The sequence below is a fragment of the uncultured Parasphingopyxis sp. genome, assembly GCF_937129435.1.
Lineage (GTDB): Bacteria > Pseudomonadota > Alphaproteobacteria > Sphingomonadales > Sphingomonadaceae > Parasphingopyxis.
Map to the genome: position 1 here is coordinate 32,564 of NZ_CAKZNF010000078.1, position 12,232 is coordinate 44,795.

At 63.3% G+C, this 12,232-nt stretch carries 11 protein-coding genes and 1 tRNA gene; 3 read left to right on the forward strand and 9 right to left on the reverse strand.

Annotated elements, in window-relative coordinates; all coding sequences use genetic code 11:
- Window positions 1-169 precede the first annotated feature (169 nt).
- The gene (gene katG, locus Q0139_RS12430; RefSeq protein WP_298022396.1) at window positions 170-2,356 is read left to right on the forward strand and encodes a catalase/peroxidase HPI; all 2,187 of its coding nucleotides are present in this window, start codon (window positions 170-172) and stop codon (window positions 2,354-2,356) included.
- 80 nt (window positions 2,357-2,436) lie between these two features.
- Here the strand turns inward: katG and Q0139_RS12435 are convergent, their stop codons facing one another.
- The 4 genes from Q0139_RS12435 to Q0139_RS12450 all read right to left on the reverse strand — a co-directional run bounded on the left by Q0139_RS12435 (window position 2,437) and on the right by Q0139_RS12450 (window position 6,499).
- The gene (locus Q0139_RS12435; protein WP_298022398.1) at window positions 2,437-2,898 is read right to left on the reverse strand and encodes a hemerythrin domain-containing protein; all 462 of its coding nucleotides are present in this window, start codon (window positions 2,896-2,898) and stop codon (window positions 2,437-2,439) included.
- A 65-nt stretch (window positions 2,899-2,963) separates the two neighbouring features.
- Window positions 2,964-4,130: an acyl-CoA dehydrogenase family protein gene (locus Q0139_RS12440; protein WP_298022401.1), complete on the reverse strand. Its 1,167-nt coding sequence runs from the start codon at window positions 4,128-4,130 to the stop codon at window positions 2,964-2,966.
- Between the two features lie 69 nt (window positions 4,131-4,199).
- Complete coding sequence (locus Q0139_RS12445) at window positions 4,200-4,970, reverse strand: SDR family NAD(P)-dependent oxidoreductase (protein ID WP_298022405.1); 771 nt, start codon at window positions 4,968-4,970, stop codon at window positions 4,200-4,202.
- Window positions 4,967-6,499 (reverse strand): acetyl-CoA acetyltransferase, encoded by a 1,533-nt coding sequence (locus tag Q0139_RS12450; protein WP_298022406.1) that lies wholly within the window; start codon window positions 6,497-6,499, stop codon window positions 4,967-4,969. The genes Q0139_RS12445 and Q0139_RS12450 overlap by 4 nt, the downstream gene beginning before the upstream one ends.
- Window positions 6,500-6,605: 106 nt before the next feature.
- On the opposite strand from Q0139_RS12450, the gene Q0139_RS12455 reads away from it, so the two are divergent.
- A complete protein-coding gene (locus tag Q0139_RS12455; protein ID WP_298022410.1) occupies window positions 6,606-7,367 on the forward strand; it encodes a crotonase/enoyl-CoA hydratase family protein in 762 nt (253 codons plus the stop codon).
- A gap of 42 nt (window positions 7,368-7,409) precedes the next feature.
- Here the strand turns inward: Q0139_RS12455 and Q0139_RS12460 are convergent, their stop codons facing one another.
- The 4 genes from Q0139_RS12460 to cpdR all read right to left on the reverse strand — a co-directional run bounded on the left by Q0139_RS12460 (window position 7,410) and on the right by cpdR (window position 10,152).
- Window positions 7,410-8,606 carry an acetyl-CoA C-acyltransferase gene (locus tag Q0139_RS12460; protein ID WP_298022412.1) on the reverse strand — a complete coding sequence of 399 codons (1,197 nt, stop codon included), beginning with the start codon at window positions 8,604-8,606 and terminating at the stop codon, window positions 7,410-7,412.
- 103 nt (window positions 8,607-8,709) lie between these two features.
- Entirely contained in the window at window positions 8,710-9,525 is an 816-nt protein-coding gene (locus Q0139_RS12465) for a hypothetical protein (RefSeq protein WP_298022415.1), read from the reverse strand.
- A 113-nt stretch (window positions 9,526-9,638) separates the two neighbouring features.
- Window positions 9,639-9,713 (reverse strand) — tRNA-Val (locus Q0139_RS12470).
- Between the two features lie 52 nt (window positions 9,714-9,765).
- A complete protein-coding gene (gene cpdR, locus Q0139_RS12475; protein WP_298022418.1) occupies window positions 9,766-10,152 on the reverse strand; it encodes a cell cycle two-component system response regulator CpdR in 387 nt (128 codons plus the stop codon).
- 130 nt (window positions 10,153-10,282) lie between these two features.
- On the opposite strand from cpdR, the gene Q0139_RS12480 reads away from it, so the two are divergent.
- Window positions 10,283-11,155, forward strand: coding sequence for an N-formylglutamate amidohydrolase (locus tag Q0139_RS12480; protein ID WP_298022421.1), 873 nt, complete (start codon window positions 10,283-10,285; stop codon window positions 11,153-11,155).
- Between the two features lie 209 nt (window positions 11,156-11,364).
- Here Q0139_RS12480 and Q0139_RS12485 read toward each other — a convergent pair.
- Window positions 11,365-12,232 (reverse strand): SapC family protein (locus Q0139_RS12485; protein ID WP_367180752.1); only part of this gene is annotated, 868 nt, incomplete at its 5' end.

Sequence of the window (12,232 nt, forward strand, 5' to 3'; positions counted from 1 at the left end):
CTTCGCCTTTGCCGGGCCGATGGATATCTTACATTGGAAATCGCAGCGCCGCGCGGCCGGAACGATCAATCGATTTTTCCGTTCTCACTGGCGAAAGCTAATCGTTTTTCCCGCACAGCAAAATGCGGTACGAAGCGCGATCAGTTCAAATAGGAGAGGAGCCCCCGACATGGATATGAAATCAAGCGAACCGGTAGAAGGTTGCCCGATGGGATTCGACGGGGGCGTTCGCGCGCTCCTCGGACGGCAGAATCGCGACTGGTGGCCGGACCAGCTCCAGCTCGACATCCTGACGCAGAACGGCAAGTCGGCAAGTCCGCTCGATCCCGACTTCGATTATGCCGAAGCCTTCAAGTCGCTCGACTATAACGCGCTGAAAGCGGACCTTACCGCATTGATGACCGACAGCCAGGACTGGTGGCCGGCCGATTACGGGCATTATGGCCCCTTCTTCATCCGCATGGCCTGGCATGCCGCCGGCACCTATCGCGTGTCCGACGGCCGCGGCGGCGGCGGCGAGGGGCAGCAGCGCTTCGCTCCGCTCAACAGCTGGCCGGACAATGCCAATCTCGACAAGGCCCGGCGCCTGCTCTGGCCGATCAAGAAGAAATACGGCAACAAGATCAGCTGGGCCGACCTGCTGCTGCTGACCGGCAACGTCGCCATCGAATCGATGGGCGGACCGACCTTCGGCTTTGCCGGCGGGCGGGCCGACACCTGGGAGCCGCAGCGCGACATCTATTGGGGCACCGAGGACCAGTGGGTGAACGAAGGTGTTCCGACACGCATCAACCCGGAGGAGGGCAAGGCGCTCGAAAACCCGCTTGCCGCGATCCAGATGGGGCTGATCTACGTCAATCCCGAAGGGCCGGGCGGCGAACCCGACATCATGGGTTCGGCCCGCGACATCCGCGAAACGTTCAGCCGGATGGCGATGAACGACGAGGAAACCGTCGCGTTGACGGCCGGCGGCCACACCTTCGGCAAGTGCCATGGCGCGGGTGACGCTTCGCTCGTCGGCGCCGATCCCGAAGCCGGAGATCTTCACTCGATGGGCTTTGGCTGGCACAGCGATTTCGAAAGCGGCAAGGCAGGGCATACGATCACCTCGGGCATCGAGGGACCGTGGACCAACACGCCGGACAAATGGTCGGAAAACTATTTCCGCCTGTTGCTCAAATATGATTACGAGCTGACCAAATCGCCGGCTGGCGCGCACCAGTGGACGCCGATCAATCCCGACGAGGACGATCTTGCGCCCGATGCGCACGATCCCTCGAAGAAGGTTCCGACGATCATGACCACCGCCGACATGGCGATGAAGACCGATCCGGAATATCTCAAAATCTCGCAGCGCTTCCGCGACGATCACGAGGCCTTCAAGGATGCCTTCGCCCGTGCCTGGTTCAAACTGCTCCATCGCGACATGGGGCCGAAGAGCCGCTATCTCGGACCGGAAGCACCCGATGAGGATTTGATGTGGCAGGACAATGTCCCGGCGGGCACCATGCCGTCGGACAGCGACGTCTCGTCGTTCAAGTCGGCGATCCTCGGCAGCGGCCTTACCGTCAGCGAACTCGTCAAGGCGGCCTGGGCCTCGGCCTCGACCTTCCGCTGCTCGGACTATCGCGGCGGCGCCAATGGCGCGCGCGTACGGCTCGAGCCGCAGAAGAACTGGCCGGTCAACGATCCGGACGAACTCTCCAAGGTGCTTTCGAAGATCGACGAACTGCGCGGCAACCTCTCGATGGCCGACGCCATCGTGCTGGCCGGCACGGCGGCGGTCGAGAAAGCGGCCAAGGATGGCGGCCACGATGTCACCGTGCCGTTCACCGGCGGCCGCGGCGATGCGACCGATGAGCAGACCGACGCCGACAGCTTCCAGTATCTGGAGCCGAAGGCCGACGCGTTCCGCAACTATCTGTCGACCAAGCACTCGGTCCCGACCGAAGAGCTGATGCTCGACCGCGCGTCGCTGCTCGACCTCTCGATCCCCGAGATGACGGCACTGATCGGCGGCCTGCGCGTGCTCGGCGCCAATACGGGAAATTCGAAGCATGGCGTGCTCACCGACAAGGTCGGCGTGTTGAGCAACGACTTCTTCGTCAACCTGCTCGACATGGGCACCGAATGGACGGTGGTCGACGAAACGGGGGACGAGGAGTTCGTCGGCACCGATCGTGCCAGCGGCGAACAGAAATATACCGCCACGCGCACCGATCTCGTCTTCGGTTCGAACTCGCAGCTTCGGGCGGTGTCCGAAGTCTATGCCGAGAACGGCCATGAAGCGAAGTTCGTCAACGACTTCGTCGCCGCCTGGACCAAGGTGATGAACGCCGACCGTTTCGACATCTAGACCAAACGGCCGCAACAAAAAGGGCCTCCGGCAGCGATGCCGGAGGCCCTTTTGAATCTATCCTCTATTGGGCGAGGTGCTCAGGCCGCTTCCCTGCGCAGCCGGTCCAGCAACGCATAAAGCTCACGATCTTCGCGCGCGACCCGCTCGTTGAAACCTGCGATCATCGCCTTGGTGGCCCGGCAGAAGCCGGCCCAGTCGTTTTCGACCCGGGATGCCGTCCAATGGGATGAATATTGCGCGAAGCGGTTGGCGAGCCCGCCCATCTCGCTTTGGAACTCGCGAGCGAGCGAGGCGATCGATGGATCGGGGTGCCGCAGGAGCTCGGGATACACGACCTCGTCCTCGAAGGCGAGATGCGCGGTCAGCACCCGCGCCAAATCGTTGCGAAGAACAACGAGTTGCTGTTCCGGCATGGGCTCGGCCTGCATTACCGCGACCTCGAGCTGCATGAGCAGTGCCGCAATTTCGTGATGTTCGACGCGCAGTTTGGCCGCATTGCTGAACATGGAATACTCCCTGACACCCCCGCAACGCCGCATAAGAGAGCCGCATTAACCGCCTGCTCAACAATGTGGTTAACGCGGCCCGTTCCAGGGTCAGGGCGCTACATCCCGCGCGCGATCAGCATCTTCATGATCTCGTTCGAGCCGCCGAAGATGCGGGTGATGCGGCTGTCGCGGAACATCTTCGCGATCGGATATTCGTTGATATAGCCCCAGCCGCCATGGAATTGCAGGCACTTGTCGACGACCTCGCCCTGCAGTTCGGTGCACAGATATTTCGCCGCCGCGGCCGCATTCGGATCGAGCTCGCCCTTCAGATGCTTGGCGATGCAATCGTTGAGCAGCGCCTTCGCCGCCATGCCGCGCGCCTTCAGGTCGGCAAGAACGAACTGGGTGTTCTGGAAATCCCAGACGGTCTGGCCGAACGCCTTGCGCTGCTTGGTATATTCGAGCGTGGTTTCGAGCGCCTTTTCGATCGTCATCACGGCGCCGGCGGCGATGATGAGCCGTTCCTGGCCGAGTTCGCCCATCAGCTGATAGAAGCCCCTGCCTTCTTCCCCGCCGAGCACATTGTCGGCCGGAACGAAGACATTGTCGAAGAACAGCTCCGACGTGTCCGAGCTGTCGAGGCCGATCTTGTCGAGCTTGCGTCCGCGCGAAAAGCCTTCGGCGCCTTCGGTCTCGAGGCACATCAGCGAAATGCCCTTGGCGCGCTCCTTCGGATCGGTCTTGGCGACGACGATGATGAAGTTGCCGACCTGGCCGTTCGAGATGAACGTCTTCGAACCGTTGAGACGATAGCCGTTGCCGTCCTTCGTCGCGGTCGTCGTGATCGATTGCAGGTCGCTGCCGACGCCCGGTTCGGACATGGCGATCGCGGTGATCAGCTCGCCCGACACCATTTTCGGGAGCCACTTCTTCTTCTGTTCCTCGGTGCCATGGCGAACCACATAGGGCACGACGATGACGTTATGGAGCGAGGCATTGAAGCCGCTCGCGCCCTTCAACCCGGTCTGCTGCACCACGACCATGTCGTGCCGGAAATCGCCGCCATGGCCGCCATATTCGGTGGGCACCGATACGCCGAGCAACCCCGCCTCGCCTGCCTCGCGCCAGAATTCGCGATCACACTGGCCGGTCTCTTCCCATTTTTGGAGCCGCTTTTCATCGAGATGCTGGTCGAAGAATTTCCCGACCGCATCGTTGAAGATCGCGATCTCCTCGTCCTCCATGAATTCGGGGTCGGCAATTCCGAGTGCGCCTGTCATGACTTCCTCTCCTTTACGTAAACGGTAATTGGGGTCCGTCTACCATGTCTGTAATTCCGCGGAAAGCGATCAAAGCCGCTGGCCGTCGTCGACGATCAATTCGCTCCCGGTGACCATCGCCGAAGCGTCCGACGCGAAAAACAGGATGGGATCGTCCAGCGCTTCGACCGCTGTCAGCCTGCGGCGATGGAAGGACCGGATATGCGCCTCGCCTCCTTCGGTCTTATAAAAGTCGGCATTCAATTCCGTTTCGATATAGCCGGGATGGACGGTATTGACGTTGATCCCCATCCGCACCCATTCACGCGCCAGATTGCGACCGAGATGCGCAACGGCCGCCTTCATCGCGGCATAGGTGGCATCGCCATTGTGATTGGCGAAGGAGGTGATCGAACCCAAGAGAACGATCCGCCCCGCCCCGCTTTCGCGGCTTCCAGCCGCAATGAGCCGGCGAGCGCCTTCCCGCGCGGTCAGGTAAACCCCGCTGAAATTGGTATCGACAACCGCCTGCATGTCTCCCGCGCTGACATCGGTGCTTCGCCCGTCGCGCGAGATGCCGGCATTGGCGACGATCGTGTCCACGGTGCCGAACGCCTTTTCGGCGGCGTCATAAGCCGCGATCACCGAGCCTTCATCGGTCACGTCGAGTTCGACGGCGAGCGCCTCGCCGCCCGCGGCGCGTATCTTTCCCGCTTCCTCTTCGGTGCGATCCTTCCGCCGCGCGCCCAGCAAGACGCGGGCACCCGCCGCGCCGAAAAGGGCGGCAAGATGCGCGCCGATGCCGGAGGATGCGCCGGTGATCAGCGCCGTGCGGCCTTCGAGAGAGTAACGTGGTTTCATGTGAATCTCGCAATGTTGCGGCCCTTGTCATCGGGCGCGACGGTGATGGACTTCCCGATGACGTCGCCGGCTTCGAGAGCGGCGATCCCCGCCTCATCGCCTTCGCCGATCATCGCGCCGAGCCGCTCGCCCGCTTCATTGTGCGCCACGATGACGCCGGTCTTGCCGTGTTTGCCGGGAACGACGGTGTAGCTGTCGATCACGGCCTCGCCCGACCAGCCTTCGATAACGGAGAGTGCGGGCTGGTCGTTCTCCAGTTTCTCCCAACGGCTGCCGCCCGACCAGTCGGCCGGCGTTGTCGAATAGATGCCGGTGGCATATTTGCTCATCACCCCGCCATTGGCGCCGGTCAGGGCGAAGCTTCCGGGGCTCGTCCTGCAGCACTGAACCGCCTCGACGATCGCATGGGCCGAATAGTTGTTCCCCGCCCCGCCGAAAAAGGGAAGACCGCCGGTCAGTGTCAGGCCGCGCGGATCGTCCGCCGTCAGGCCATAGGCATCCATCACATTGAATACGGGGATCGCGAAGCAGCTGTAGAGATCGATGAAGTCGAGATCGTCGAAACCGATCCCTGCGATCTCCAACGCGCGCTGGATCGACGCCAACGACATCGGTGCAATCGCCAGATCCTCGCGTGCCATCGGCGAATGTTCGCTGGCGTTGGTCACGGCATGGACATGCACCCAGCGGCTTTCCGGCACGCCGAGCTCGCGCGCCCTGCCGGCCGAGGCGATGATGATGGCCGCCGCCTGATTCACCTGATCGCGGGCAACCGTCATGCGCGTATAGGGTTCGGCGACGATGCGGTTGCGCTCGGTCACTTCGGCCAGTTCCTCCGCCGTCTTCACCTCGCGCGAGGCGGCATGGGGATTGGAAGCCGCCACCTCGGTGAACGGCGCGAACAGCCTGCCGATTTCGAGCCGGTATTCGTCTGGCGTCAAGCCCAGCTTTGCCCGGCGGGCATTGTCGAACAGCGCATAGGCCGGGATCGGCGCGGTTGCGCCATGGACAAGCAGCGGCTTGTCGAACATCCCCGAAACGCCATAGCCGCGATCCTCCATCTCACCGCCCACCTCTTCGGACCAGTCGGGCGTCTCTCCCGCCTTGGTGAGCGACAGGACCGTCGAGATTGCTTCCGAGCCGACGACCACGGCGACGTCCGACTTCCCTTCGGCGATATTGGTCGCGAACTCGCCGACAAGCTTCTGATTTCCCTGCCCTCCCGTGATTTCGAGAATCGCGCGTGCGGGATCAGCACCCCCCCGCTTGCCGATTGAGCGCGGCGGATTGTCCGACTTGCCGAACGGGGCCTCGGCAACCGGCGTCGAGATCTCGAACTGCCGAATCGCGCCGATGGTGTCGATCGCGCCGGCGACGTCTTCCGATGCCGAGCAATCCTCGATCGCCGCGGCGAGCGCCTCGCCCGCCAGGTCCATATGGCTAAGCGCGGCATAGCCCTCGTCCTGCGGCCTTTCCGAAAACTGGCCGACGCCGATGATCACCGGCGTGTTGTCTGCAATCGCACTCATGCTTTCTCCATATCGCGCCTCGGTCTTTCATCGCCGACAGTGACAGCCGCCGCGCAATATGCAAGCAGACTGACGCGAACGTAAACCCACTAGGAGAGGCAAGACAATGAGCGACGAAGTCCAGACCGAGGCCGATGACGGCATCCTGATCGTCACCCTCAACCGCCCGGAAGCGAAGAATGCGGTCAACAAGGCACTGGCCGAGGGCGTCGCCGAAGCGCTCGAGCGGCTCGACAGCGACAACGACCTGCGCGTTGGCATCATCACCGGGGCTGGCGGCACCTTCTGCTCGGGCATGGACCTCAAGGGCTTTCTGCGCGGCGAATCGCCGATGGTTCAAGGCCGCGGCTTTGCCGGCATCACCCAGCGGCCACCCAACAAGCCGGTGATCGCCGCGGTGGATGGCTATGCGCTCGCCGGCGGCATGGAGGTCGCGCTGAGCTGCGACCTGATCGTCGCCAACAAGGACGCGAAGTTCGGCATTCCCGAAGTGAAACGCGGTCTCGTCGCTGCGGCCGGCGGCCTCATCCGCATGCCGCGCCAGATCCCCTATAGGCTGGCGATGGAATATGCGTTGACGGGCGAGTTCATTGGAGCGGAAAAGGCGCTCGAAATCGGCCTGATCAATCGAGTCACCGACGGTGTTGCGCTCGATGCGGCAAAGGAGCTGGCCGCGAAAATCAACGAAAACGGCCCGCTCGCAGTCAAGGTTTCCAAGCAGATCGTGTCGCAACAGTTCGACTGGAGCGCCGAAGAGATGTGGAAGAATCAGGGCAAGCTGATGGGTTCGGTCATGGGCTCGAACGACGCGCGCGAAGGCGCGGCCGCCTTTGCCGAGAAGCGCAAGCCGAACTGGACCGGCACCTGATTCGGTAGGGGGCGAGACCGCTTCTCCGGCCTCGCACCTCCGTTAGACGATCTCGAACAATCCCGCCGCGCCCATGCCGCCGGCGGTGCACATCGACACGACGACATAGCGCACGCCGCGACGCCGCCCTTCGAGCAATGCCGCGCCGACGAGCCGGCTTCCCGTCATGCCAAAGGGGTGGCCGATTGCGATCGCGCCGCCATTGACGTTTAGCTTGTCGGCATCGATGCCGAGTTTGTCGCGGCAATAGAGACACTGGCTGGCAAAGGCCTCGTTGATCTCGAACAGACCGATATCGTCGATGCCGAGCCCTGCGCGGTCGAGCAGCTTTGGAATCGCGAAGACGGGGCCGATGCCCATTTCCTCGGGATCGCAACCCGCCGCCTGAAAGCCGCGATAGATGCCGAGGATGTCCTTGCCTTCGGCCTCGGCGGTCTTGCGGTCCATCAGGATCTGCGCCGCTGCGCCGTCGGACAGCTGGCTCGCATTGCCGGCGGTGATATTCTTGCCTTCCTTAGTCATCGCGCCGTCTTTCCAGACGGTCTTCAGCCCCGACAGCGCTTCGGCGGTCGTGCCGGGCCGCAGTCCTTCGTCTTCGGCGAGCGTCATCGTCTCGGTTCCGGCCTTGCTGCCGTCCTTTTCGTAGAGTTGCTTCTCGACGGTGATCGGCACGATCTCGTCGGCGATCCGGCCCTCTTCGGTAGCGGCGCAGGCGCGCTGCTGGCTCATCGCGCCGAATTCGTCCTGCTCCTCGCGGCTGATATTGTAGCGCTCGGCGACGACCTCGGCGGTTTCGATCATCGGCATATAGGCGTGCGGCACATGCTCGATCACCGATTCGTTGACATAGCGCGGCGCGTCCTTGGTCACGGTGAAGCTGATGCTCTCCATCCCGCCGGCCAGCGCCACATCCATTTCGTCGCAGATGATCGCGCGCGCGGCGAGCGCGATCGAGGTCAGCCCCGACCCGCATTTGCGATCGAGCGTAAAGGCGGGGATGCTGTTCGGCAGGCCAGCGGCGAAGATCACCATCCGGCCGTTATTGCCGCCCTGCGTCCCCCATTGGTTGCCGACGCCCCAGAAGGTGTCGCCGATCCGTTCGGAGTCGATCCCCGCGCGTTCGATCGCGGCATTGACCACATGGGCGCCGAGCACCGGCGCTTCGGTGATGTTGAAGGCGCCGCGATAGGCTTTGCCGATGGGCGTGCGGGCGGTGGAGACGATAGCGGCTTCGCGCATGACGGGATTTTCCTTTCGCTTTTTTGGCCCGAGCTATACGCATCCGGCGGTGTAAATCCACCGCCGGCGCCGCTCACAGCCCAGCACAGTCCGGCACAGCGGCTTAGTGAAACTTGGCGCTCGCGGTCATGGCAACGGCGCCGTCGGCGCGCACCGCACGATAGGCGCCCTGCTCGTCGCCCCATTGCAGGAAGACGGGCTGGCCCTCGAAAAGCGGTGCCTGGGCGCGGAAGGTGAAGCGGGCGAGCGTCCCGTCGCGCGCCGCCAGTTCCGCCAGCTTCGAGGCGGTGAACGGCCCGTGGATGACGAGCGAAGGGTAGCCTTCGACATGCTTCGCATAATCACGATCGTAATGGATGCGGTGCGCGTTGAAGGTCGCGGCCGAGAAGCGGAAGAGATGAACCGGATCTGGCGTCCAGCGCTCGCCAGCGGGATCCTCGCCGGCCGGTTCGGGCATCGCCACCGCCGCTCCGGCTTCGCGATAGACGTAACTCTGCCACTCGCGCACGCGGGTCGTGCCGTCCTGTTCGAGCGCGCGCTCGACCGTCGCGAAGACGAGGTCGCCCGAACGGCCGCTTTTGTGTTGCACATCGGCGATGGTGCTCACGAGGCGCGCCGGCTCCCCGACCGCGAGCGGCGCTTCGAACGCGATATCGGAGGCCGCAAACATCCGGCGCGGCAAGGTAACCGGCGGCAGGAAATCGCCGCGTTTCGGGTGACCGTCTGCGCCGATCTGGTCGTCTGCGGGTTCGGGCAGGAAGAAGGCCCAATGGGCTAGCGGCGGCACCGACCCCGCAGGCTGGCCGACGGCGAGCGCAAAACGCGCGAGCGCCGACGGGTCGAGCATTTGCGTCGCCACATCCTCGCGGCCGATGGCGCTGCGCCAGCCTTCGATCTGTTCGGCGGTGGTGGCGGTCATGGACGGCCCCTGCTGGACGACATTGCCGTCGCGTATCGGTACACCGGCCCTTCGCTATCGCTCGGGACTTTCCCGCGAGAATATTCCCCGAATATTCTCGATCTCCGGAAAAATGGTGGGCGCGGCTGGGATTGAACCAGCGACCCCTGCGATGTCAACACAGTGCTCTACCACTGAGCTACGCGCCCACGAGAAGCGGCCATTTAGGGCAGGCAGCCCGCCCGCGCAAGGCCTTGCGGCCTAAAGTCCCGACACGTCGCCGACCTCGAACATCCGGTCTACCTCGAGCACCAGATCGCGCAGGTGGAACGGCTTGGAAAGCACCTTGGCATTGGCCGGCGTCTTGTTGTTCTTGAGCGCCACGGCGGCAAAGCCGGTGATGAACATCACGCGCATCTTCGGCGCGATCTTCGCCGCTTCCTGCGCCAGTTCGATTCCGTCCATGCCGGGCATGACGATATCGGTGAGCAGCAGGTCGAAATCCTTCGATTCGAGCTCGGGCATCGCCGTCACGCCGCTGTCGACGGCGGTGACGGCATAGCCGGTCCGTTCGAGTGCGCGGGTCAGATATTCGCGCATTGACATATCGTCTTCGGCCAGCAGAATCCGAATCTTGCCCTGTTCCATACCCGGTCGTTTCGCCCTGCGATCTCGCGTTTCGAATGGCCTTATAGGCGCAAGCCCTTAAAATTTTCCAGACGCATCGGGGATTTTTGCGGCTTGTCACCGCGCGAACCGGCCCATAATCGTCGGTTCGATGGCACAGACGCCCCCCTTGGAGCAGGGTTTCGCGGTCCTCGGACCGCGCCGGCCGCGCTATCCCGTCATCCTCTCCGTTCCCCATGCCGGCCGCGACTATCCCCGCGAATTGCTGGAACGCACGCGGGTCGGCGCATCCCGGCTGAAGGCGCTCGAAGACCGCTATGTCGACAAGCTGGTCACCCCCCTCGCACAACGCGGCTTTCGCGTCTTCATCGCCACCCGCGCCCGCGCCTGGATCGACCTCAACCGCTCGGAGCGGGAGATCGACCCGGAGATGATCCATCCCCGGCCGGCGCTGAAGGCGATCGACCACAGCGCCAAGGTTCGCGGCGGGCTGGGCCTCGTGCCGCGCCGCCTGGCGCGCGAAGGCAATATCTACGCCGCCCCCCTTCCCGCCGCGGAGCTTTCCGCCCGGATCGGCGCCGTGCATCGCCCCTATCATGCCGCGCTCTCGGACGCGCTGGATCAGGCCCGGCGCCAGTTCGGAACCGCCGTGCTGCTGGATTGCCATTCGATGCCGCCGCTCCGGCGGGCGAGCGGCCCCGCTCCGGATATCGTGCTGGGCGACAGCAATGGCGCCAGCGCGGCACCGGCCTTCGTTACATGTGCGGCGGACACGGCACGGGCGATGGCCTTTCACGTCGCCATCAACGATCCCTATTCCGGCGGGCACATCCTTGCGCGCCACGGCCGGCCCGAGCTCGGCATTCACGCGCTCCAACTCGAACTGTGCCGGTCGCTCTATCTCGATTTTTCGCTCGAGGAGCCCGGCCCACGCTTTGCCGAAACCGCGGCTCTGGTCGAAGCGCTCGCCGAAAAACTGGCCGACGAAGCGCAGGCCGGGCCCGACAGCCTCGCCGCCGAATAAAAAAACCGCCCCGCACAAAAGTGCGGAGCGGCCAGGTTCAGGGAGGAAACGCACCCGAGGGTGCGCTACGCCGACGGCGAAAGGGGGAGACGCCGTCACACGCCTCTATTAAATAGGTTGAAAGCCAAACGGTTTCAAGATTTCTGCGGTCAGTCGACGAACCGACGCTGATATACGTTCGGACGCCGAAATAACCGCGGAAATCAGCGCTAATTGACGACCTGGTCGGTATCCGAAACCACATCCTCCGTGCCGGCATTGGGCTGCGAGGGCACCTTGCCCTGTGCCATCTGGCGGGCAAACACGTCACGCGTCAGCGAGAGCGAAAAGAGATGCGCATAGATCAACGGCAAAATGCCATTGTCGAACAGGGCCTTCGTTTTTTCCGTGTCGAGATTTTTAAGCTTTGTTTCGTCGATCATCTTGAAGCCGCGATAGAGAAACGGCTTGCCCTGCCCATCGGGCTGGATAGAGACCTCGCCGTCCATCAGCAGGTCCGCCTGGATCAGCTCGTCCATAAACTGCTGCGTCCGGCGGCCGGCGACTTCGAAATCCTCACAGAATTTCAGAAGGCCGCGCGTGGTTTCGCTCGGTTCGTTACCGGCGAACAGTTCGTCGCCCTCGTCATAGTCGCCAATGACATCCGACGTTGGGTCGAAACAGAGCGACATCTCGTCATTGTCCTGCTGCAACTTGGCGAGCATGAAGGGATAGCGGCGGATATAGGCCGGCATGTAAACATTTTTCTCGATAAGGCGGCCCTCGTCGTCGACGAAGACGTTGACACCGGAATTGAGGCCCATAAGCGCCAGCGGCACCGGCTGATCGCCGGCCGAAAAGACGATCGGCATGGAACGCTGTGTCATCATGAACTCGTCGATCGTGACGGGCACGATGTGCACGCTCGCGAGGAACGGCGCGGTGTCGCGACGCTGCAGGCGCCAGCTACCATGGTCGAGGCTCGAAAGCGGGCGAAGGTCGTTGTAAAGCGGGGGAAGCTGCTGCTGGGCGGGTGCCGCGCTGGCCATCGAAATCTCCGTCAAATCATCTGGTTGCCGGGCCGTGAAGGTTTCAGGC

Coding starts and splice junctions, on each gene's coding strand:
- Q0139_RS12455 (WP_298022410.1), top strand. CDS start 6,606: ATGAGCGACGAAGTCCAGACCGAGGCCGATGACGGCATCCTGATCGTC.
- Q0139_RS12435 (WP_298022398.1), bottom strand. CDS start 2,898: ATGCGGCGTTGCGGGGGTGTCAGGGAGTATTCCATGTTCAGCAATGCG.
- Q0139_RS12450 (WP_298022406.1), bottom strand. CDS start 6,499: ATGAGTGCGATTGCAGACAACACGCCGGTGATCATCGGCGTCGGCCAG.
- cpdR (WP_298022418.1), bottom strand. CDS start 10,152: ATGGAACAGGGCAAGATTCGGATTCTGCTGGCCGAAGACGATATGTCA.
- Q0139_RS12460 (WP_298022412.1), bottom strand. CDS start 8,606: ATGCGCGAAGCCGCTATCGTCTCCACCGCCCGCACGCCCATCGGCAAA.
- Q0139_RS12480 (WP_298022421.1), top strand. CDS start 10,283: ATGGCACAGACGCCCCCCTTGGAGCAGGGTTTCGCGGTCCTCGGACCG.
- Q0139_RS12465 (WP_298022415.1), bottom strand. CDS start 9,525: ATGACCGCCACCACCGCCGAACAGATCGAAGGCTGGCGCAGCGCCATC.
- Q0139_RS12445 (WP_298022405.1), bottom strand. CDS start 4,970: ATGAAACCACGTTACTCTCTCGAAGGCCGCACGGCGCTGATCACCGGC.
- Q0139_RS12440 (WP_298022401.1), bottom strand. CDS start 4,130: ATGACAGGCGCACTCGGAATTGCCGACCCCGAATTCATGGAGGACGAG.
- katG (WP_298022396.1), top strand. CDS start 170: ATGGATATGAAATCAAGCGAACCGGTAGAAGGTTGCCCGATGGGATTC.